Source organism: Halovulum dunhuangense, from assembly GCF_013093415.1.
Classification (GTDB): domain Bacteria; phylum Pseudomonadota; class Alphaproteobacteria; order Rhodobacterales; family Rhodobacteraceae; genus Halovulum; species Halovulum dunhuangense.
This window is the reverse complement of the sequence record NZ_JABFBC010000001.1, coordinates 1,635,404-1,657,405: the sequence shown is the minus strand read 5'-3', so window position 1 is coordinate 1,657,405 and position 22,002 is coordinate 1,635,404. Positions and strand designations below refer to the sequence as shown.

The window sequence follows — 22,002 nt, the reverse complement described above, 5'->3', positions numbered from 1 at the left end:
GGAGAGAACATGTCCGAGAAACTGGTCCTGTGCGACTGCAACGGCACCCAGCAGATCGACGGCGCGGCGCTGGAACGCGCCACCGGCCTGCCCTGCTCGCGCGTGTTCACCGCGCTCTGCACCGATCAGCTGGGCGAGGCGGCGAAACTGATCGAGGGCGGCGCCTGCCGCATCGCCTGCCAGCAGGAGCGGGCCGTCTTCGAGGAACTGGCCGAGGAGACGGGCGCCGAGCCCCCCTCGTTCGTCGATATCCGCGACCGCGCGGGCTGGACCGACGGCAAGGCGGACACCACGCCCAAGATGGCGGCGCTGGTCGCCGATGCGGGGCTCGTTCAGCCGGCCGCGCGCAGTCTGGATGTCGTTTCCGAAGGCACCTGCCTTGTCATCGGCGCGGGCGAGGCGGCCATGGATGCGGCCGCGCGACTGGCCGGGCACCTGGCCGTGACGCTGCTTCTGCCCGAGGGGGCGGCGCTGCCGCTGACCCGCAGCCATGACATGATCACCGGCCGGCTGCGCAAGGCGCGCGGCAGCCTCGGCCGGTTCGAGGTGGTGATCGACGCGCTGCGCCAGCTTGAACCGGGCGGGCGCGGCGATTTCGCGCTGGGCGCACCCCGCGACGGCGGAACCTCGCATTGCGACCTGATCCTGGACCTGTCGGGCGGCACGCCGCTGTTTCCGGCGCCCCACAAGCGCGACGGCTACCTGCGCGCCGATCCGGGCGACGCGCTGGGCGTGGCGCGGGCGGTGTTCGACGCCTCGCACATGGTCGGCACATTCGAGAAGCCGATCTACGTCCGGCTGGAGGAATCGCTCTGCGCCCATTCGCGGGCGGGCCAGACCGGGTGCAGCAACTGCCTCGACATCTGCCCGACGGGCGCGATCAGCCCGGCCGGCGAACATGTGGCGGTGGACCCGCTGATCTGCGCGGGCTGCGGCGCCTGCTCGGCGCTGTGCCCGTCCGGCGCCATTTCCTACGACATGCCCACCCCCGAGACGCTGTTCCGCCGGATGCGGCTGCTGGCCGAGACCTATCGCAACGCGGGCGGCGGCACCCCGCGGCTGCTGGTCCATGACGGCGACTTCGGGGCCGAGATGATCTCGCTTTCCGCGCGCTACGGCCGTGGCCTGCCCGCGGACGTGATCCCGATGGAACTCGAGACGATCTCGGGCTTCGGCCATGCCGAGATGCTGGCGGCGCTTGCCTCGGGCTTTGGCGCGGTGGACATCCTGCTGGCCCCGAAAACCGAGCGCGACGCGCTGGAACGGGAAACCGCGCTGGCCACCGCGATGCTGGGCGCGGAGCATGTGCGGCTGCTGGACCTGAACGACCCCGACGCGCTGTCGGACGCGCTTTACGGGGGCAAGGCCGACACGCTGTGCGCCCCGGTGCTGCCCCTTGGCGGGCGGCGCGACGTGGCGCGGCTGGCGCTCAGGGCGCTGCGCCCCGACACGGACGCGCCGGTCCCGCTGCCCGCGGGCGCGCCCTATGGCGCGGTGCTGGTCGACACAGACAAGTGCACGCTGTGCCTGAGCTGCGCGGGCCTGTGCCCATCGGGCGCGCTGGGCGACAATCCCGACAAGCCGCAGCTGCGCTTCCAGGAGGATGCCTGCCTGCAATGCGGGCTCTGCGCCACGATCTGCCCCGAACAGGCGATCGCGCTGGTCCCGCAGATGGACCTGTCGGACGCGGCCCTGTCGCAGCGCGTTCTGCACGAGGAAGAGCCCTATCCCTGCATCGAATGCGGCAAGGAATTCGGCGTGAGATCCACCATCGAGCGCATTGTCGAGCGGCTGGAAGGCAAGCACCCGATGTTTGCCGAAAGCGCGCAGGGGCGGATGATCCGCATGTGCGACGACTGCCGGGTCCGCGCGCAGTTCCACGAGCAGGACAACCCCTTCGCGATGGGGCCGCGCCCACGCGTGCGCACCACCGACGACTATCTCAACTGAGCCGGACCGGCCCCGCCGATGTGCCTGCCCGCCCTACCTGGACTGAACCGGTGCGCCCAGATCGGCCGCAGCCATCCCTGCGACAAAGGCAAGGATGTGGTCGAGCTCGTCCAGCGTCAGCCGCACCGGCACGATGGGCGGCGGCCGGGTTTCGTCGAAATCCGGCGTGACCCCGTCGATCAGGGTAAAGGATGGATGCGGGTTCAGCGCGTAGAAGGCCTGGAAACGGTAGTCCCAGTCCGCCATGGCCTTCAGCGCGCCGAAGGATGGGGTGGAGCCCAGGCTGCCGTAGCGTTTCGCCGGATCGACCACATGGCAGCGCCCGCAATGAAGCTGCGACAATTCCGCCCCGCGCGCCGGATCGCCGGGATAGACGATCTGCTCTACCGTCTCGACCTGCCCCGCGGTCGCGGTGAACAGCGCGGCCCCGTCTGGCGCATAGGCCGCGACGGTTTTCTGCCCCACATCGGAACGAAGCCACTCGGCGAAGCTAGCGCCATGGGCGGCGCCCTCGCCCGCCTGCCCGGTCAATGTCAGGTGATAGGCGCGCCCTTCGGCATCGTCGAAGACGCGCGCGGTGTCCGCGGCGCCCGCTATGTCGCTGCGCGCCACCAGCAGCACGTCCTCGCCGCTTTCGGCCCCGTCCGCGTCGCGAACGACGACCTGCGGGCGGATTCCGGTCTTGAGGGCAAAGCGCGGAAGCATGTAGTCGAGAAGCCCGGAGCCGGACAGTTCGGGCGCGACCACCAGCGTGAAGCTTTTCTGCTGCGCGGCCGCGACGCCGGCGGAAAGGCTGAAAACGAGGCCCAGAAGGCCCATCTTGAAGCGAGCGAGCATTGGCGCGAACCGGTCCGTTTAGGGCGTGGGTGAGGGTAAGAGCAGGCCACCTGCCGCGTCAAAAGGAAATAACCGGTCACAGGAGGACCAGACGATGAGCGACGAATTCAACATGTCCATGCGCAAGTTCCTCAAGCAGGTGGGCGTGACCTCCCAGCAGGCGATCGAGGATGCGATGCGCAAGGCGGGCGTGGACGCGACCGCGGGCAAGAGCTTCGAGGCGAAGATGGTGCTGACGGTGGACGGGATCGACCTGAACCATGTGGTGACCGGCAAGATCGCGGGGCGGGACGAATGAGCGTGACCCGCGAGGCCGTTCTGGCGGCCCTGTCGAAGATCGAGGATCCCTTCACCAAGTCCGACATCGTGGCGGCGGGCATCGTGCGCGCGCTGACCCTGGAAGAGGGCAAGGTCCGCTTCGTGCTGGAGATCGACGGCAGCCGCGCCAGCGCGATGGAGCCGGTCCGCGCCGAGGCGCAGGCGGCGGTCGAGGCGCTGCCGGGCGTCGTCAGCGTCTCGGCGCTGATGACCGCCCATGCCCAGCAGAAGGCGCCGCCCGAACTGACCGCGCGGCGGTCCGAACCGCAGGGCCCGCAGAAGATCCCCGGCGTCAACCACATCATCGCCATCGCGTCCGGAAAGGGCGGCGTCGGCAAGTCCACCGTGGCCGCCAACATCGCCGCGGCACTTGCCGCCGAGGGGCGGCGCGTGGGCCTGCTCGATGCCGATGTCTACGGGCCGAGCCAGCCGCGGATGCTGGGCATTTCCGGCCGTCCCGCCAGCCCCGACGGCAAGACGATCCTGCCGCTTCGGAACCATGGCGTCACGCTGATGTCGATCGGGCTTCTGACCCGCGAGGACGAGGCCGTGGTCTGGCGCGGACCGATGCTGATGGGCGCGCTCCAGCAGATGATGAACCAGGTGCAGTGGGGCGCGCTCGACGTGCTGATCGTGGACCTGCCGCCAGGCACCGGCGACGTGCAGATGACGCTGACCCAGAAGGCGCATGTGGACGGGGCGGTGATCGTCTCGACGCCGCAGGACGTGGCGCTTCTGGACGCGCGAAAGGGCATCGACATGTTCCGCAAGATGAACACGCCGATCCTGGGCATGATCGAGAACATGAGCACGCATATCTGTTCGAACTGCGGCCATGAGGAGCATGTCTTCGGCCATGGCGGCGTGCAGGCCGAGGCGGCAAAGCTGGGCGTGCCCCTGCTGGCGGAAATCCCGCTGCATCTGGATATCCGGCTGGCCGGCGATGGCGGCGCGCCGATCGTCGTGTCCAAGCCCGACAGCCCGCAGGCGCAGGCCTTCCGCAAGGTGGCGCGCGCGCTGATGGACAAGGGCGTCGCATGACCGCGACCGCGCCCAGCTTTCCGCCGCTCCTGACGGGGCGCGCCGTGCGCGAGGATGCGTTCGGCACGGCGATCGCCATGGCGCGGGAAGGCGTGGACGGGGGCACGGTCGTTTACGTCGAGGCCCCCGACGCGCTGGAAGCGGCGATCGTCTTCGCCCCCGAGGTGCCGCTCTCGCAGGCGGCCCAGATGCTGGTCGTCTGCGGCACCGGCTTTGCCAATGCGCTGGGCGTGCTGGCCCCGCCCCGCGTCGCGCTGCACCTGGAATGGAACGGGACCATCCGCGTGAATGGCGGGCGCTGCGGGCGGCTCAGGATGGCGGCCTCCACTTCTGATCCCGGGGCTGTGCCGGACTGGCTGGTGGTGGGGCTCGACCTGCGCTTCGTGCCGCCGCCGCTTGCACCGGGCGAGACGCCCGACGAGACCGGGCTCTATGCCGAAGGCTGTGGCGATCTCGACCCGCCACGACTTCTGGAAAGCTGGACGCGCCACATGCTGGTCTGGCTCAACCGCTGGGAGGAAGAGGGCCCCAAGCCCCTGCATGCCGAGTGGATCGGCACGCTGTACGGTCGGGGCGAGGAGACGACCCAGACCCTGGAGGGGCGCGCGGTGAGCGGCACGCTTCTGGGCACGGACGACGCCTTCGGCCTGTTGCTCAGGACCGCCGATGGCACGAAACTCATACCGCTGACAGAGCTTCTGGAAAGGCAGACGCCATGAACCTCGCGCGCACGATCCATTTCGACGAAAGCGACATGAACGTGTTTCACCGACCCGCCCGTACCGGGGAATGGGCGATCAGCGGCGGGTTCGAATTCTCGAACTGGGCCGAGGCCGACCTGACCGGCAAGGCGCGGCAGGCCTTCGCCAACGGCTGGCTGGGGGTGGAGACATTTGGCCGGGCCACATTCGTTGCGGTGACGCGGATCGAGCCGGCCGAACGCGACGCGCTGATCGAGGCGCTGGCGCGGCATTTCGTGGATCTCTACGGCGCGCCCAGCGTTGAAGCGGCGCGCCCCGTCGCCGCCGAGGAGATCGCCCAGATGCAGGAGATGTGCGACGACCATGCGCCCAACACGCTTCTGACCGTGCACCGCGAACTGACAGAAGCCGGCGTGCGCGAGCAGTACCGCGTGATCGAGGCGGACATGACGGATCTGACGCAACTGGCCATCCACGGCGAGGTGGACTGAGACCCGCTTCAGCCCGCGGCGCTCAGCGCGCGGATCAGCTCGGCGTGGCCGGGCAGGCTTGTCACAAGCTTGCGGCGCTGAAACTCCAGCTCGGGCGGCACGACGGGCGCGGGTCCGGCCCTGCCGTAGCCCGGGCTGCTGCCCGCCAGGATGAATTCGTAATTCTGGTGGCTGAAGGGCGCGAAACGCTGCGAGAAATCGGCGAATGACGGCGGGCGGCTGCGCCAGACCTCCATCAGCCCGGCCAGCTGCGGGGTCAGCCGCGCAGGATCGCCGGCCTGCCGCCAGAACTCGGTATCCCGCCGCCCGGCGACCGCGTAGTGGAACAGGATGAAATCGAGAATGGTGTCGTGCAACTCGCCCATGAGCTGGTTGTGACGCCAGGCAAGCCCGGCCATGGCCGCCGGATCGGCGCCACGCGGGAAGAACTCGCACAGCGCGCGGGCGGCAAAGTCGGACAGGAACAGGCCGGTTGACTCGAGCGGCTCGAGGAATCCCGCCGACAGGCCGATGCACACGACGTTGCCGACCCAGGGCGCGGCGCGGCGGCCGACGCGGAAACGCACGATCCGCGCGGGGATGCCCGCGCAGCCCGGCCCCTCGTCGGCGCGCAGTTCCGACTCTGCCGCCTCGTCCGAGAGAAAGCGCGAAGAGAACACATAGCCCCTGCCCCGGCGGCTTTGCAGCCCGATGTCCCAGCACCAGCCCGCCGACAGCGCGCGGGCCCGGGTGAAGGGCAGCGGCACCGCCCCTTCGGCATTCGGTACCCGCATCGCAACCGCCCGGTCGCAGAGCAGATGATCCGACTGGTCGATCCAGTCCGTCTGGTCCGGGGCCAGCAGCGCCCGGAACCCGGTGCAGTCGACATAGAGATCCGCCTCGATCAGGCGGCCATCCTCAAGCCGCAGGGCAGAGACAGAGCCGTCCTCGCGCCGCGCCACCTGGGTCACATGGCCGCGCAGATGGGTGACGCCGCGGGCGGCGCAATGCGCGGCCAGCAGGTCGCCGAACATCTCGGCATCCATGTGATAGGCGTACGGGATCGCGCCGCCATAGTCGGGATCGGACAGGCCGCGCGGCGCCAGGTTGCGGTCGATCAGATCGCCTTGCAGGCTGACGAGATCGTCAAAGGGCCGCGCCCGCGGCCCCGCAAGCCAGGCCCCGAGCGCCCCATCAAGCAGCGGCGACTGGTGACGGTGGAACGGATGCAGGGTGCGGCTGCCAGGCCCCGCCCAGTCGTCGAAGCGGATCGCGTGCTTGAACGTCGCCTCGCATCCGCGCAGGAAGGCGGCTTCGGACAGGCCCACGCCCTTCAGCAGGTTGCGGATCGTGGGGATCGTCGCCTCGCCCACGCCGATGCGGGGCGTGGTGGGCGACTCGATCAGGCTGATCGCCACCGGCGGGTGCCCCCCGGCGTTCAATCGTTGCAGGAACGTGGCGGCGGTGATCCAGCCGGAAGAGCCGCCGCCGACGATCAGCACCCGAAGCGGCCGACCCGCCCCGGATCCGGTTTCCGTCACGGTCCGTGCCTCAGGCGGCGGCGCGTTCGGCCATCGGCTGAAGGTTGCGCAACGAGTGCAGATGCGCGTAGCACAGCTCCAGCTCGTCGGTGCGCACCATCTCGGCCAGCTTCTCGGGGGCGAGTTCCTTCAGCCGGTCGCGGTTGATGGTGAAAAAGCCCGCCAGCGACCGCGACTCGCCCGAGGGCAGCTTGAACTGTGCCTGCGCCGGGTCGAGAAGGTTGTTTTCCTTCAGGCGCTTGCAGAACAGCTGGGTGCGCTCGAACAGCGCCTGGTACTCGCGCACGAAGGTCAGCATCGTCTCGAGATACTGGGTGCGCTTGCCATCCGCATCGAACAGCCGCTCGCCGCGGCCGTCCTTGTTGAAGCCCTCGAATTCCTCGTCGATGCACAGTGTAAAGGTCTTGCCGTCCTCAGAACGGGCGAACACGAAAGGATAGCGCCGGACGAAGGCGGGGATGTATTTGCCCGACCACGCGCCATCGGTCCCGATGAAGGCGTTCTGCTTGTCCTGCGTGCCCAGGATCACGGTCGGGAACACCGCATCGCCGTCACCGGCAAAGACGATCGTGTGCTCGGGCGCGGCGGCAAGGAATTCCGCCGCCAGCAGCGGCACGGAATTGACTTCGCGGGCAAAGGCATAGCTGTCGCCGACCTTGACCGACCAGTCGCGATGCCGGTCGGAGGATATGGGCACCGCACGCTCGTAGATCATCAATTGCTTGGCCATTCTGTGTGCTCCCTGGTTCTTGAATTCGAAATCTTCGCTGCGCCGCAGGCTAACCCGGTGGCCATGTGGTTCAAACAGGAATTCGCGACAGATACATGACTTTTCACACCATTTCCGGAACCGATCAGCCCTTGGGAAACGGCGTGAGCCGGTCTTCCTCCCAGCCGAAGCGGGCGGCATAGGCGGGCGTCAGGCCAAGACACTCCTTCGAGCCGCATTCCGCCTGGTGCACGCAGCGGTAGAATCCGTTGCGGTCGAACTCGGTCCAGAACTCGGGGTCGATGATCAGCGTGGGCTGGGCGTTCACCAGCGCATCCCGCAGATCGCCCAGCAGGCATTCGGGGAAGTTCTTCACCTCGACGAAGCGGCCCAGCGCCCGGGCCCGCAGGATCGCCGCGCGCAAGTGGGGCAGGATGTCGGCATGGCGGGCGCACAATCCCTTCTCGTCCGTCTCGGCCATCGGGAAATAGGTCCAGAACTCCATCTGAACCAGCCGCTCCAGGTGCGAGAGCCGATCGACGATCCCGGGCAGCAATTCGTGACTGAGCGCCGTGACCACGGTATTGGTGATAAGCCGCACGCCGTCCTGCCGGTCGAGATATTCCATCCCCGCCAGCATCTTGTCCCAGGCGCCCGGCACGGCGGTGATCCGGTCATGGCTCTCTCGATCCGATCCCGCGACCGAGACGAAGAACTCGTTGACCCCCGCCGCCAGCAGCCGGTCGGCGTAATCGGTCCGCGCAAGGTGCATGCCATGGGTCTGGATGCGGATCCTTTCGAACCCCGCCTCGCGCGCGGCCCGGGCCAGGTCGGGCAGGTCGCGGCGCAGCGTGATCTCGGACCCGGTCAGCACCAGCCCCTTCCAGCGCCCGCTCGCGTGCTGTTCGGCCAGCACCCGCGCGAACAGGTCGTCGGGCGCCGGCTTCAGCCGGTCCATCGTGCCCTCGATCATGCAATGGACACAGCGCAGGTTGCAGCGGAACTCCATCGTTATCGAGACGTAGTCGGCGTGATCGCGCAGCGACAGCCTTTCGCCGGGTGCGGCTTCGGGGGGCGCGGTCAGGCCCAGCCGCAGCCCCGGCGCATCTAGCCTGCGCAGGATCGGCGCGTCGCCCGCCGGGTCGTCAGAGCAGGCCATAGATGCTTCCCTTCAGCAGGACCGGATCGCGCCCTGTCCCCGGCGCATGGTCATAGCCCACATCGAACAGGTGATGCGCCAGCCGGTCGCGGCTTTCGCGCGCAAAGCCTGTCAGGCCTTCGGGAAAGCGCAGGCGCTCGAGGAAATGGACCAGGGGATCGATCCCGATGCGCGAGAAATAGAGCCCGTCGTTCCACCGCTTGTTCGCCACCACGACGATCTGTGCATCCTTCATCCGTGGCCAGAGCAGGCGGTCAAGCTCCAGCTGCCGCATCGGCAGATGGGCGTTGGAGACCAGTTTCTCGCGCACCTCCTGCATCTGGCTGCGCGCATCGAAGAAGAAGTAGAAATTCCGCATCTCGCATCCCTGCCGCGAGACACCATAGCAGATCCCCGAGGAAACCGCGCTGCCGGGATTGCCCATGTACATGTCGATCCGGTCGAGCGCGCCCTGCCCCGCGATCAGCGCGGCATCCAGTTCGACCGAGAACATGAAATGCGGCACGCCGTCCAGCGCGGGCGCCGTGACCGGGAAGAAGGGCCGGGCCAGGTCGATGAAATCGCCCATGCCGAAGCGGCGCTCCATCCGGGCGTAATCGTAGAAATAGAACTCCCAGCTCAGCCGGCCGTCGGCCCACTTGATACCCCAGACGGTGCGGAAGCGGCCCAGCCTTGCGACCAGCGCGTCGCAGAATTCAAGCATCCGGCCCGAGACCCCCGCCAGCGCGAAGGACTTGTAAAGCAGCGCCGAGGTCCGCAGCGCGTCGGGCGCGGGGGCCACGGGCCGCTCATAGGGCCACTGGCAGAAATCCAGCGGGGCGTCACGCGCCTCCGCCGCCTCGAGCCGATCTTCGAGCCGCCAGTTCATGCGGGCTCTCCGGCATGCAGGCGGCGCGCGCCGTGATAGAGCGTGAAGAAGGGCCTGCCATCACGGCCCGTGCCCGCCGCGACATGGCCCAGCCGGTCGCCGGCATGGGCGTCGAGATAGGCGCGCCCACCGCGCGCAGGCCCCATGACCGGCAACAACAGGTCGCCCGCCGCTTCCAGGGTCATCCGCGCATCGGCGAGGTTCAGATCGACCGAGCGGCGGGGGTTTGCGTCCTCCACCACCTCCAGCAGGCGCAGCCCCGGCGCTGTGCCCGCCAGGTCCAGCGCGCCGAGCATCAGGTCGCGCAGCGCGCCCGCCTCCACGATATCGCGGATCAGCGCGGCCTGCGCGTCGGGCCGCAGGCCGTCGCGGGCAAGGTAGCGGGTCAGCACATGGTGTCCTTGCTGTCCCGGCTTCCATTTCAGCGCCAGGAACACCGCATCGCGTTCTGGGCGCGCATCGGCGGGAAACTCGAGATAGCATTTGACGCGCGCGCCGCCCGGCTCCGGCTCGAAGCCGAAATGCACCGACACGGCGGCGGATTGCAGCGCGTCGAGCGGCGCGAAGGCCTGCTCCTCCAGCCCCAGGTCCATGCAGATGCCGCGCAGCACCCGCGAAGGGCCCGGCCCCAGCGCGCCGCGCGGAAAGCTGACCAGGAAGCGCCCCGGGCGCAGGGTCGTGCCCGCCACCCGGACCGAGCGTTCGACCAGCCAGGGCCGTTCCACACCCGACAGCGCGTCGAGCAGGGCCCTGGCGTCGCCTTCCGGCGCCTCGATCCCGGCCGGGGCGCTCATTCGAGTTGCCCCGAGAATGCCAGCATCTCGCCCAGGCTTCGGTCCGCCTTGAGCAGGTCGCGGCGCGCCCGGGCGTGGCTACGCTCGATCCGGCGCTGGCGCAGGCGGATCAGGCCCGCCGCCGCGCGCGGCGACAGGGCCAGCGCCACCCGCGCGAGCCGACGGCCCAAGGCGGCGGAAGAGCCGCGCATCAGGTCATCTTCCAGCGAGAGGAATGCCTCGACCCGGCCCGGATCGCCCTGCCGCCCGCAGCGCCCCTCGAGCTGGCGGTCGATGCGGCGGCTGTCATGGCGTTCGGCCAGGATGACATGCAGCCCGCCCAGCGCGGCCACCCCCTCGCCCAGCTTGATGTCGGTGCCGCGCCCGGCCATGTTGGTCGCCACCGTTACCGCGCCACGCTGTCCCGCACGGGCGACGATCGCCGCTTCCTCGGCGTCCTGGCGCGCGCTCAGCACCTCGTGCGGGATGGCCAGCAGCGACAACGCGGCGCTACCCTTCTCGGATGCCGCCACGGATCGCGTGCCCAGCAGGACCGGCACGCCCTGCGCCTGCAACTCGGCCACGCGGCGGCCTATGGCCTGCCACTTCGACTCTTCGCGGGCAAACAGCCGGTCGCGCGCAAAGACCCGCGCCTCGGGGCGGTGGGTCGGGATCCTTGCCACGGACAGGCGATAGACCGCCCACAGCTCGGCCGAGGCATCGCGCGCCGTTCCGGTCATGCCGCACAGGTGCCGGTAGCGGCGGAAATAGCGCTGGTAGCTTATCCGCGCCATGGTCCGGCGTGGCAGGGTGATCTCCAGCCCTTCCTTCAGCTCGATCAGCTGCTGCAACCCGTCCGACCAGCTGCGGTCGGCCATCACGCGGCCGGTGAACTCGTCCACGATCTGCACCTTGCCGTCACGGATGATGTAGTCGTCATCCAGATGGAACAGGTGCAGCCCGGTCAGCGCCTGCGTGACCATGTGCTCGCGGATCGCCGCGACGCGGAAGGCGCCCCCGGTTTCTCCGCCGTCTTCGGCCATGTCCTCCAGCCGGTCGCGCCCGGTCTCGGTCAGCTCCACCCGGTGATCGTCGGGCTGAAGGCGGAAGTCCGTCCCCTGCGTCAGCAGCCGGGCCGCGTCCAGCGCCGCCTGGAACAGGGCCGGATCCTGGCCGGCCTGCCGCTCCTCCTCGCCCGAGATGATGAGCGGCGTGCGCGCCTCGTCGATCAGCACGCTGTCGGCCTCGTCCACGATGGCGAAATGCAGGCCGCGCATCCGCGCAGGCTCTCCGGTGGCGCCGCCCGTCAGCCGGTCGAGCTTGCGCATCAGGTTGCCGGGCCGCTTGCGCAGGGCCATGCGGTCGCGCAGGTAGTCGAAGGCCATTTCCTTGTTCGAGCCGTAGACCACGTCGGCGGCATAGGCGGCGCGGCGCGCCGCGGCATCCTGGCCGGGCAGCACCAGCCCCTGCGAGAGCCCCAGAAACCGGTAGAGCGGGCCAAGTTCCTCGGCGTCGCGTTCGGCCAGGTAGTCGTTGGCGGTGATGACATGGACCGGGGCGCCGAACAGCCCGGCGGTGGCCGCGGCGAGGGACGCGGAAAGCGTCTTGCCCTCGCCCGTGCGCATTTCAGCGATCATCCCGCGCAGCATGGCCCAGGCCCCCATGATCTGCACGTCATAGGGGCGCAGGCCAAGCGTCCGCGCAGCAGCCTCGCGCACCAGGGCAAATGCCTCTCCGGTCACGGCGACCGGCAGGCGGGACGGCTCGGACGCGGCGCGGCGCAGCGCCACGCGCAGCCGCGCGGCCTCGGCCCGCAACCCGGTATCGTCAAGGGCCGCGAAATGGCTGGCCTTCGCGGCCGTGGCCGGCACGATGGCGCGCAGCCGCCGCGCCCGCAGCCCGCCCCCCCAGGCGACCACCACGCCAAGCGCCCGCTGGCCCAGCACGTCGAAGCCGGTTTCCTCGACCTCCGGACGCTCGGCATAGTCGAGGATATCGGGCAGCCGGGCCGCGGGGCGCGACGGGGCGGGCGGCAGGCGGGGCGCGGCGATGTCAGACATTGAACTGCCGCAGGAACAGCTGCCGCAGCCCGCGCCAGATGCGCCAGGCGACCGGCTCGGCCCCGTGATCGAAGCGGACCAGCACCCGCTCTCCCACCATCGGCGATCCAGGAAAGCCGTCGGGCGCGACGTCGAACAGGAACAGGCTTTCGACCGTGCGCAACCGTTCGGGGTCGGACGGATCGAGCGCGAAACGCCCGCCGGCCTCGGACCCGAGCGCGGGCGAGGGCAGCATCCGCTGCCCCTCGGGGGCGGCGGCGATGATGCGGGCCGGCAAGGCACGGTCGAGATCCCGGCGCAGCATCACGGCCACGCCCTGGGTGTCCTGGCGCACAAGCTCGGCCGTGGCCTGCGGCACCGCCACCCGGATGCGCGGGGGGCCATCGGCCAGCACATAGCCCAGCACCCTGCCCTGCGGGACAAGCTGCCCGGTCAGATCGGCCGCCACCGGGATCAGCGCCTCGCCCGCGCGGGGGGCTGCGATGTTCAGCGCGCGGTCCCGCGCCTGGTAATAGGCAAGGCGCCGCTCGAGAAAGCGCACCTGTTCGCGCAGCGCGTTGGCCTGGCTCTGGTTGCTCGGCATCACCGAGCCAAGACGCAGGCGCATTTCCTCGAGCCGGGTGCTGGCCAGCCGCGTCTCGGCCGAAAGCGTCGGATCCTCCATCGTGACCAGCGGGGCGCCGGGCGCGACCGCACCGTCGGCCTGCGGGACGGCGGCGACGAAACCCTCGACCTCGGCGCGCAGGATCTGGTCTTCCTCCAGCAGCACGACGCCCTCGGCCAGCGTCCGGTGCGGCACCGGCATCGCGAAAAGCCCAAGGCCCGCCAGCCCCCCCAGCGCGGCCGTCACGGCCCAGGCGCGCCCGCGCCGGCCGCGCAGGGCCTCACCCGACAGAAGGAACTGCACGCCCTTGAAGAGCGGCATCACGAACACGTTCGCCAGCGCCCAGATCGCAAGGATGATGCCGATGAAGAAGAACTTCTGCGCCACGAAAAGCGAGATCGCGATCGAAATGCTGACCCTGTAGAGAAACGCCGCGACCGCGTAGAGAAACAGCCATGGACGCTCGCCCCGCCCGGTCACGGGGTTCTCGGCCGACGGCACGGCCAGCAGGTAGCGCTGGACCAGGTACCAGAAATACTTGTTGGACCGCACGCCCAGGTTCGGGATCTCGACCAGGTCGGCCATCACGAAATAGCCGTCGAAGCGCAGCAGCGGATTGCCGTTGAAGAGCAGCGTGGACACGCCCCCGATCAGCATCACGTTGAAGGCGAAGGCGCTGACCAGCCCCGGCTCGACGTTCAGCCACAGGATCAGCGCAAGTGCGGCCAGCGCCAGCTCGACCATGATGCCGGCGCCGCCCACGACCGCGCGGCGGGTCTTTTCGGGGAAGGCGGCAGAGCTGGAGGCGTCAACGTAGGGAACCGGGATGAACACGAGGAACATGAGCCCGATCTCGTGCACCTCTCCGCCCCAGACCTTGGCGGCATAGGCATGGCCAAACTCGTGGATCGCCTTGACCAGCGGGAAGGCGAGCGCCAGCAGCAGCACGTTCTGCGCCGACAGCACACGGTCCACCACGTCCTCTGTCAGGGGCGCCCAGTTCATTACCGCAAGCACCACGCCCGCCACGATCAGCGCAAGCCAGGCGACGAAGCCCCAGACGGTGAAGAACGGGCGCGCCAGCGCCACCGTCGCCTCGAGAAACGGGTCGGGGTCGAACAGCGGGAAGCGCAGCGCCAGCGGATTGCGCAGCCGCGCCAGCATCGAGCGGCGTTCCTGGGTGTGATGCCGGCGGCCAAGCTCCTCCAGATCGGGGGGGGTGTCGCCCGCGATCAGGTCGGCGGCATGCAGCTGCGAGAGCAGGCGGATCACTTCGCCCTGGCTGGGCGGATCGTCCTCGAACCGCTCGCAGGCCAGTTCCCACAGCTTCTGGACCGACCGCCTGCCATCCATGTGGCTGACGATCAGGTTTCCGGCCGGGCTGATGCGGTGATACTTGCCGGTGTGCAGATCCTGCACGATGTACCAGACATCGCCGCGGAACCGCTGGCGGTGCAACTCGACATGCGCGCGCAGCCGCGGCTTCAGCCCGGCGACGCGATACCAGTCCTGCGAGAGGAAGGATCCGCGCATCGGGCTATTCCGGCTCGCGGCCGAACCAGCGCCACGACCAGACCTTGAACCAGTCGACCATCGGCCGGGTCCAGATCGCGATCAGGCGGCGCTCGGCGATATCGACCTTGGCCACCCCCTCCATCCCCGGCTGAAGCGCCGTGGGCGGTTCCGTCAGGTCGGCCTCGACGCGGAACGTCGTGGTTCCGCCGGCATATTCCGCGACCGGCGTCACCTGGCGCACGACCATGGCGAAGCTGCGGTCGGGCAGCGCGGTGACCAGCAGGCTGCCCGCCTGCCCCGGCACGATGTCGGCGATGCGGCGCTCGTCCACGTTCATCACGATGCGGTAATTCTCGGCGGGCGCCACGGTCATCAGCGTGCTGCCCTTGCCGACCGAGGCGCCGATGGATTGCGACAGGTCGCCCGAGGTGACGATGCCATCGAAAGGCGCGCGGATGGCCGTGCGCCCTATCTGCGCGGTCACCAGCGCGATCTGCGCCTGCGACTGGTCCATCTGGTTGCGCCGGATCGAGGCCTCGGCCCGGTCGCCCTGCGCCAGCGCGCGGTCATACTCGATACGCTGGCTTTCGAACTGCGTCTCGAGGCGCAGGCGCTCAAGCGCAAGCTCGCGGTCATCCAGCTTCACGAGCAGCTGACCCTCGGACACCGTCTCGCCCGCGCGTGCGCCCGCCTCGGCGATGAAGCCGTCGAAGGGGGCCGCGATGGTGCGCTGGACCGCGCCCTCGATCCTTGCATCGGCGGACACCTGGTCGATATCGCGCGCGACCCAGAAGAAGGCCACCACCGCCAGCAGCGCCAGCACGCCTGCCTTGCGCGCCAGCCGCCCCGGCCCCACCAGCCGCGCGAACTGCGCGGCCAGCAGGTCGGCGGCCTTGGTCACGAGCCAGCGGTCGTTGCGGCGCTTTTCCTCCAGCACGGGGGCCAGCACGGTCGCCACGGCCTCCAGCATCTCGGTCTCGCCCTGGGTGAAGGGGGCATCGGCGGGGCGCTCGAACAGGATCGCGCCGACGAAGCGATCGACCGCGAAAAGCGGCACGGTCAGGATGTGGCCGATTTCCTGCGCGCGGGCCAGTTTCGCGTGGCGGTGCGCGGCAAGGGGCGCCTCTTCATCCGCCTGCGGAAAGAGGATGACACCGCGCTGGTCGATCGCCTCGTCCATGGCGGCGGCCAGCAGACGCACCAGCGTCATGCGCCGGCCGAACTGCGCGGAGTGGGAAATGGACACGACATGGCTGCGGCCAAGCCGGCGGAACCCGACCGAGACGCGGTCGCATCCGAAGCGTGTGGCAAGATCGGTCGCGGCGGCGCGGGCGGCGGTGGGGAAATCCCCCCGCTCGGCCACGGCCGCGACGGCATGCAGCGCGTGAACCGCGCGGTCGTATTGCCGCCGCGCGCCTTGCGCCGCATCCGCCCGAAGCGCATCGCGCATCCAGGCGGCACCCCATTGCAGGCGGCGCATGGCGGCGTGCAGCTCGGCGCGGGAACGGGGCGCGAATTCCAGCCCCACAGCGCCCGCCACGCGACCGTCCAGCGACAGCGGCACGGCAAGTGCGACCGCGCCCGCGCGGCCCATGTTCTCGTCAGGCATCGTGCCGCGCACCGTGCCGCGGTCCTGCTCGATCGCCGTCTCGGCGGCGGCGATCAGCGCGCCCCCGGCCATCCGGGCCTGCGGCCAGCCCGCGACGGGACGCAGCCGGCCGCCATCGGGATCGTGCAGGAACACCACGCAGAAATCGGCCGCGTCCAGCATCGAGAACATGGCCGGCGCCCAGGCCTGTGCCGTTTCCTCGACGCCCGACGCACCCGCAAGACGGCGCCAGAGGCTCTGCTCCAGCATCGAGATCCCGGCCGTTGCCCCACCATCCGGGCGCAGGGCCCCATCGTCGTCAGCTTGCGGTGTCGGCTCGCTCAACGCTCATCCACCTTGAGAACGCCGTGCCGCGTCTCGTATTCGCGCAGGACGCCCGAAAGGATCATCAGCATCCGCTTCGCGGCATAGGGCGTCATTATGATCCGGTTGGTCAGGTCGACCGATACCTTGCCATCCTTGCCCGTCTCCCACGACCGGTTGGTTCCGAAGAACAACTCGATCTGTTCGCGCGTGCCCTGGATGTTCACGACGTTGGCGAAATCCGTGGTCATCGCGCCATCGTTCCATTCGATCTCGGAAGATCTGCGATCCCCGCCGGTGCCTGTTTTCCCGGTCGCGGCATCGTCTGCCATTATTTTCCCTCCGGTTCAGTCCTGCCGCGCCCGCCCCCGTTCAGGGGCCGGGCGCTCATGCTCTGGGTCTCAGACGGCGCCCTGGTAGATCCAGTCATCCGGCGTGTCGTCGGCATAGCCTCCGGGATTTTCCACGATGTCGTCAATCACCCAAAGCGCGTTGTTCGCGTCGATATAGGCAAAGACCGAGCCGTCGGCGTCCAGAAGCGTGTAGCGCGCATCCGCCACCGGCGCGTCCGTGGGCGAGGAGGCGGTCAGCTGGAAGCTGCCCGTCGCGTCGTCATAGACATAGGTGCCGCCGGATTGCTGCGTCTTGGCGTTCTTGCCCTTGCCCTGCTTGGTGGTCGTGACCTGGATCTCGCTCGTCTCGATCAGGCGGATCACCTCGTCCAGGCCCGGGCGCGGCGCGGTGGTTGCAACGATGGGCTCTTCCGGCACGGGGTCGGTGACGACCGGCTCCTCCTCCGGCGCGGGCGCCGGCGCGTCGGCCGTCCCGGTCGCCATGATGGTTCCGTCGCTTGCGATCAGGCGCTCGCCGGGATCGACGCTCAGCGTCATCAGCCCGTCCTCGCCATGTTCGCGACCCAGCACATGGGCGAACTCGTGCGCCAGCACCGAGAGCAGGTCGATGCCCTGCGGCGCGCTGTCCGTGAACTCGGTATCGTCGCCCGGCGTGGGGTCGATGAACCAGCCATGGCCCGCGGCGTCGATGTCGAGCAGGATCTCGCCATCCTCGAGCCGGGCCACCTCCACGCCGTCCAGATCCGCGATGCGGATGCGGGTGGCGCCCAGAAGTGCTACCTCCTCCTCGCTCAGCGCGTGGGCCGCGGCCAGCCGCTCGATCGCCTCGTCGCGCAGAAGCGCCACATCGGGATCGGTCAGGGTCGGGTGGCCGCCCGTTCCGCGCAGGCTGGCGATCAGGCTGCTGTCGTAGCTCGGATCGTTGGTCGCGACCCCGGCCCAATCGAAGCGGGCCACGCCGTCCGACAGAAGGCCCATCCGGCCGTCGGATACGACACCGCGATAGACGTCGGCCCCGACCGCCTTGCCGTCCACGGCGACATCCACCGTGCCGGCGTAGAGCGTGACCTTCACCTCGGCAAAGGTTGCATCGCCGCCGAGCATGGCGCTGAAGCTTTCGTCGACCTTTTCAGCCCCGCCGCGGACATGGCCGATCTCGACCATGCCGTCCGCAGTCAGGCGCACGAACTTGAAGCTGTCGGCATCGTAGAAGTCGAAGACCAGCGTGCCGCCGGTGCCCCGGTCGATCCCCGCCGAGATCTGCGCATAGTAGTTGGCATCCACCTCGATCGGCGCCAGCGCGAAGGCGGGGCCGCCGGTGGCGGTGCCGCTCAGCACGCCACCCGACACGGTCCAGTCGCCGGTCTTCTCGCCGAAGATCCCGGTATCCGCGTCGAACTGCTCTTCGGCGTCGAAGGTCAGATCCGGCGGCAGAACCTGCACCGCCACGTTGTCGAGCGAGGCCCGCGAGTTCTGCGCGCCGAAGCCGACCATGCCGGTGTTGAGCCCGTAGGCAAAGCCGTCCTGGTCGATCCGCGGCGCGAAGGCCAGGCTGAACACGTCCTTGTTGTCCACGACCAGCGTGACCGCCAGCCCGTTCACCGCCACCTTGACGTTGTAGGCGGTACCCGGCCGCAGCTTGGCGTTGGCCTGCTGCATCGTGTGCCACCCGCTCGCGTCGCGGTACCCGATCTCGAGCTTGTTGGTCGAGATGTTGATGCCGGCGAACTTGAAGTCCGTTTCGCCCTGGTAGTCGAAGATGATGTAGCTGTTGGCGTTGTACCCGGCGATCGGCTTCTCGGCGATGATGGTCGCCACCACCTCGTAATAGCTGGGAAGCGCGTCGTTCAGCAGGAACACGCTGGCGGCATCGCCACCCAGGCTTTCCGGCGCGACCGTCAGGCGGCCGTTGCGCTGCACCCAGGTACCGCTGTCCGCGAGGAAGCCCTCGGCATTGGTGGTGCCGTCCGACACGGTCTGGCTGCTCGGCCCGTTGAACGAGGCAGAGCGCAGCACGTCGCGCGGACCGCCCGGCACGTTGCCCGCCTGCGGATCGTCGGGAGCGCCGGTCTGCTGCTGCCAGTCGGGGTCCTTCTGGATCACGAGGCCCAGTTCGCCGAAGGGCTCGCCGTAGCGGTTGTTGTTGGCCGCCCCCTCGTCCGCGGCGCGGGTCGGGTCGGCGCCCTGGCTGGCGGCAAGCTCGTAGAGGAAATCGGCCAGCGCCGGCTGCGGCGAGCGGCTGACAGTCGCAAGGCCGAAGGGCGCGAAGGGCGTGAGATAGGAATTGAACTCGCCCACCCAGTCGATCAGCCGGTCGCCGCCGGTGTTTGCGATCAGCACATCGCGCCCGCCGCCGCCGAAGGCCCGGTCCTCGTAGCTCGGGTGGGTGTCGGGCTGGTCGTTGGCGCCGCCATTGGTGGACAGGTCGTCATCCATGTTCATCAGGTCGTTGCCATAGCCGCCATAGGCATGGTCGCGCCCGGTGCCGCCCACGATCCAGTCGTTGCCCAGATCCCCGAAGAGAACGTCGTCGCCATCGGTGAAGATGCCGCCGCCCAGCGCCTCGCCGTCGGTCGCATCGAAGTTCAGGAAGAACTGGTAGGTGATGCCGCCCTCGACCGCCTCGATCCGGGCCATCGGCGCGTATTCGTCATAGGCGCCGAATTCGCCGCCGCGCAGGCCGAAGCGCAGCGCATCGCCCGGGTTGCCCGGGGTCAGCCAGCCGACCGAGACCGGGTCGGCCAGCACGAAGCCATCGCCCGAGAGCACGATGACATGGCCCTCTTCCGGCGCCTCGGCGCCCGAGATGGCATCGTCGCCGAAGCCGCCATGGATGAAGTCGTCGCCCCAGCCGCCGAACAGGATGTCGTCGGCGTCCGCCCCGTCATAGCCCGGATCCGTGCCGAAGGCGGGATCGGGGTGGAACGGCGTCAGGTTGACGGTCTTCTTCAGCGCGCCGGTGACGTTGATGGTCGCGATCTGCACGTCGCCGGGGGTCGAGATCACCTTGTCCAGCTCGTCCGCCTCGGCGATGCCGTAAAGCGCCTCTCCGCCCGCGCCGTTGCGGCTGGTCATGATCCGCCCGTCATCGCCGAGGATCCCGTCGATGCCGGTGCCGCCCGAGATCCAGTCATGGCCCCAGCCGCCGATCAGGTCGTCGTTCTGGGCATCGCCGAACAGCACGTCATTGCCGGTCTGGCCGTAGACGGTATCGTCCCCGCCCTCGCCGTGGATCTCGTCCGCGGCGCCATTGTCGGGGGCAGCGCCCGCGCCAAGGAAGGCCGGCCCGCCCTCGGTGTAGTCGAGGAGTTCCACGGCCCGCGGGATGATCCGCAGGGTCTGGGAATAGCTGTCATAGGCAAAGGTCAGGTAGCCGCCGGTCGAGACGCCCCCCGTGCCCACGATCCGGTAGATGTTGGCGTTGTCCCCGGCGATGGTGTCCGCGTCGCGGGCATGCGCCTCGGGGCTGGTGTCGCCGGTCTCGTTCCGATCGATGCCGGTGCCCGAGCCGCCGAAGATCAGGTCGCTGCCGTCGGGGCGGTTGTCCTCGCCGCCATCGAGCCCGGCGAACAGGCTGGAGGACCCGCCCACGATGTCGTCCTGGCCAAGGTTGCCGAAGATCACGTCGTTGCCGCCGTTACCCTCGATGTAGTCGTCGCCGTCGGTTTCGGCATCGACCGAGGCGTTCACGATCAGCAGCCCGGTTTCCGGGTCGCGCCCGGCGCCGGCCCCGATGTCGATGGACCCGTCGCCCTGGATGGTGTCGTCGCCCATCTGGCCGAAGATCACGTCGCGATCCGCGCCGCCCGCGATGGCGTCGTCGCCATGCTGGCGATCGTCGCCCACGAACAGGTCGCCATGGTCGAAGACGGTGACCATGCGCTGTGCCGGGCCGCCGGTCAGGGTCTGGGCCGTGCCCGTCACCAGCGCCTGGCCGTCGTTGACCCCGGCCTCGGTGCCATAGATCGTGGTGCCGGACAGGGCGCGCATCCGCTGGTCCGCCTGCGCGTCCGAGCGGTAGATGCTGCCGTTGTCGCCAAGGATCACGTCGTCGCCCGCGCCGCCGTCGATGCGGTCGGCACCATCCGAGTCCGTCATCCCGGTATCGACATTGTGGCCGCCGATCAGGTCGTCGTCGTCGTCGCCGCCGCGGATCACGTCGTCGCCCTGCTGGCCCAGGATCATGTCGTCGCCGGTGCCGCCATGGATGACGTCGTTGCCGCCGCCCTGGTCCGCGCCGGTCGCGATCGAGATGGCCTCGAAGGGCCGCGTCTCGAACAGCGGCAGCGCGGCGGGGTCGATATCGCCCGTCAGTTGCGCGTGATCGCCGAAGACCAGGTCGTTGCCCGCGTCGCCATGGATCGTGTCCGCGCCGGTGCCACCGATGACGAAGTCGTTGCCTGCGCCCGCGGTGATGGTGTCGTCGCCGCCCTCCAGCATGTCGGTGCTGACGATTTCCTGCGGCAATGCCTGGGCCGCGCCCGAATCCAGCCAGTCGATGCGGCCATGGTCGCCCAGCACGATGTCCGAGCCGTCCGTGCCGTCGCCCAGTCCGGTCGCGATCACGTCGCCGCCCGCGCCGCCCAGCACGATATCCGTGCCGAGCCCGGTGGAGATCGTGTCCCCGCCACCGATGGTCGGGCTCTGCGTCGCCACCGACAGCAGCGTCAGCGGCAGCATCCCCAGGTTGGGGCTGCCCGCATCCACCGTCACCGTGCCGTTGTCGCCCAGCACGATGTTGTCGCCCTGGCCCGCATCGAGCGTGTCGCCCGCGGCACCGCCAAGGATCAGGTCGGCATCCGCGCCGCCGGTGATGGTGTCCACCCCGCCGGTGCCATCGGCGATGGAGCGCACGCTGCGCAATGCCATCGCAAGGGCCGCGAGGTTGGTTGCCGTGGCACCGTCGACCAGTTCGCCCGCATCGCCGATCAGGATGTTGAACCCGTCGCCGCCTGCGATGGTGTCGTCCCCGAAGCCGCCCAGCACGATGTCGGTGCCGCCCGCGGTGGTGATGCTGTCATCGCCGCCAAGATCGGTCGAGATGCTGACGATCAGGTCCAGGTCGGCGATGTCGCTGTCCCCTTCGGTCCAGCTGACGCGGCCATGATCGCCGAACACGATGTTGTCGCCGCCCTGGTCGGTGACGGTGTCCGCGCCCAGACCGGCAAGGATCACGTCATTGCCGGCGCCA

16 protein-coding genes (1 of these 16 running past the window's edge) are annotated in these 22,002 nt (G+C 69.3%); 5 read left to right on the top strand and 11 right to left on the bottom strand.

The window, feature by feature from the left end:
- The first annotated feature begins 9 nt into the window (after window positions 1-9).
- Window positions 10-1,950 (top strand): 4Fe-4S binding protein, encoded by a 1,941-nt coding sequence (locus tag HMH01_RS07975; RefSeq protein ID WP_171324094.1) that lies wholly within the window; start codon window positions 10-12, stop codon window positions 1,948-1,950.
- Between the two features lie 33 nt (window positions 1,951-1,983).
- On the opposite strand, the gene HMH01_RS07970 is transcribed toward HMH01_RS07975, so the two are convergent.
- Complete coding sequence (locus HMH01_RS07970) at window positions 1,984-2,787, bottom strand: cytochrome c family protein (protein ID WP_171324092.1); 804 nt, start codon at window positions 2,785-2,787, stop codon at window positions 1,984-1,986.
- A 94-nt stretch (window positions 2,788-2,881) separates the two neighbouring features.
- Here HMH01_RS07970 and HMH01_RS07965 point away from each other — a divergent pair, with 94 nt between their 5' ends.
- The 4 genes from HMH01_RS07965 to HMH01_RS07950 are packed head-to-tail and all read left to right on the top strand — an operon-like array spanning window position 2,882 to window position 5,338.
- Window positions 2,882-3,085: a DUF6494 family protein gene (locus HMH01_RS07965; protein WP_171324090.1), complete on the top strand. Its 204-nt coding sequence runs from the start codon at window positions 2,882-2,884 to the stop codon at window positions 3,083-3,085.
- A complete protein-coding gene (gene apbC / locus HMH01_RS07960; RefSeq protein WP_171324088.1) occupies window positions 3,082-4,146 on the top strand; it encodes an iron-sulfur cluster carrier protein ApbC in 1,065 nt (354 codons plus the stop codon). Before HMH01_RS07965 ends, apbC begins: the two co-directional genes overlap by 4 nt.
- A complete protein-coding gene (locus tag HMH01_RS07955; RefSeq protein ID WP_171324086.1) occupies window positions 4,143-4,865 on the top strand; it encodes a biotin/lipoate--protein ligase family protein in 723 nt (240 codons plus the stop codon). The genes apbC and HMH01_RS07955 overlap by 4 nt, the downstream gene beginning before the upstream one ends.
- Window positions 4,862-5,338: a DUF6505 family protein gene (locus HMH01_RS07950; protein WP_171324084.1), complete on the top strand. Its 477-nt coding sequence runs from the start codon at window positions 4,862-4,864 to the stop codon at window positions 5,336-5,338. The genes HMH01_RS07955 and HMH01_RS07950 overlap by 4 nt, the downstream gene beginning before the upstream one ends.
- A gap of 8 nt (window positions 5,339-5,346) precedes the next feature.
- Here HMH01_RS07950 and HMH01_RS07945 read toward each other — a convergent pair whose 3' ends face one another.
- The 10 genes from HMH01_RS07945 to HMH01_RS07900 form a co-directional block, all read right to left on the bottom strand.
- Window positions 5,347-6,858 carry a tryptophan 7-halogenase gene (locus HMH01_RS07945; RefSeq protein WP_171324082.1) on the bottom strand — a complete coding sequence of 504 codons (1,512 nt, stop codon included), beginning with the start codon at window positions 6,856-6,858 and terminating at the stop codon, window positions 5,347-5,349.
- A 10-nt stretch (window positions 6,859-6,868) separates the two neighbouring features.
- Window positions 6,869-7,588, bottom strand: a complete 720-nt coding sequence (locus HMH01_RS07940; RefSeq protein ID WP_171324081.1) for a SapC family protein — start codon at window positions 7,586-7,588, stop codon at window positions 6,869-6,871.
- A 124-nt stretch (window positions 7,589-7,712) separates the two neighbouring features.
- Window positions 7,713-8,726 carry a radical SAM protein gene (locus HMH01_RS07935; RefSeq protein ID WP_216366771.1) on the bottom strand — a complete coding sequence of 338 codons (1,014 nt, stop codon included), beginning with the start codon at window positions 8,724-8,726 and terminating at the stop codon, window positions 7,713-7,715.
- The gene (locus HMH01_RS07930; RefSeq protein ID WP_171324079.1) at window positions 8,713-9,594 is read right to left on the bottom strand and encodes a hypothetical protein; all 882 of its coding nucleotides are present in this window, start codon (window positions 9,592-9,594) and stop codon (window positions 8,713-8,715) included. The genes HMH01_RS07935 and HMH01_RS07930 overlap by 14 nt, the downstream gene beginning before the upstream one ends.
- Window positions 9,591-10,388 carry a hypothetical protein gene (locus HMH01_RS07925; RefSeq protein WP_171324077.1) on the bottom strand — a complete coding sequence of 266 codons (798 nt, stop codon included), beginning with the start codon at window positions 10,386-10,388 and terminating at the stop codon, window positions 9,591-9,593. Before HMH01_RS07925 ends, HMH01_RS07930 begins: the two co-directional genes overlap by 4 nt.
- Window positions 10,385-12,427 (bottom strand): preprotein translocase subunit SecA, encoded by a 2,043-nt coding sequence (locus HMH01_RS07920; RefSeq protein WP_171324075.1) that lies wholly within the window; start codon window positions 12,425-12,427, stop codon window positions 10,385-10,387. The genes HMH01_RS07925 and HMH01_RS07920 overlap by 4 nt, the downstream gene beginning before the upstream one ends.
- A complete protein-coding gene (locus tag HMH01_RS07915) occupies window positions 12,420-14,564 on the bottom strand; it encodes a PqqD family peptide modification chaperone (RefSeq protein WP_171324073.1) in 2,145 nt (714 codons plus the stop codon). Before HMH01_RS07915 ends, HMH01_RS07920 begins: the two co-directional genes overlap by 8 nt.
- A gap of 4 nt (window positions 14,565-14,568) precedes the next feature.
- Complete coding sequence (locus HMH01_RS07910; RefSeq protein WP_171324072.1) at window positions 14,569-16,479, bottom strand: efflux RND transporter periplasmic adaptor subunit; 1,911 nt, start codon at window positions 16,477-16,479, stop codon at window positions 14,569-14,571.
- Entirely contained in the window at window positions 16,476-16,790 is a 315-nt protein-coding gene (locus HMH01_RS07905; protein ID WP_171324070.1) for a DUF3467 domain-containing protein, read from the bottom strand. Before HMH01_RS07905 ends, HMH01_RS07910 begins: the two co-directional genes overlap by 4 nt.
- 69 nt (window positions 16,791-16,859) lie before the next feature.
- Window positions 16,860-22,002: the 3' portion of an LEPR-XLL domain-containing protein gene (locus HMH01_RS07900; protein ID WP_171324068.1), read on the bottom strand. Its footprint extends 26,171 nt past the window's final position; the window shows 5,143 of its 31,314 coding nt (coding positions 26,172-31,314); its start codon lies beyond the right edge, outside the window; it ends in the stop codon at window positions 16,860-16,862.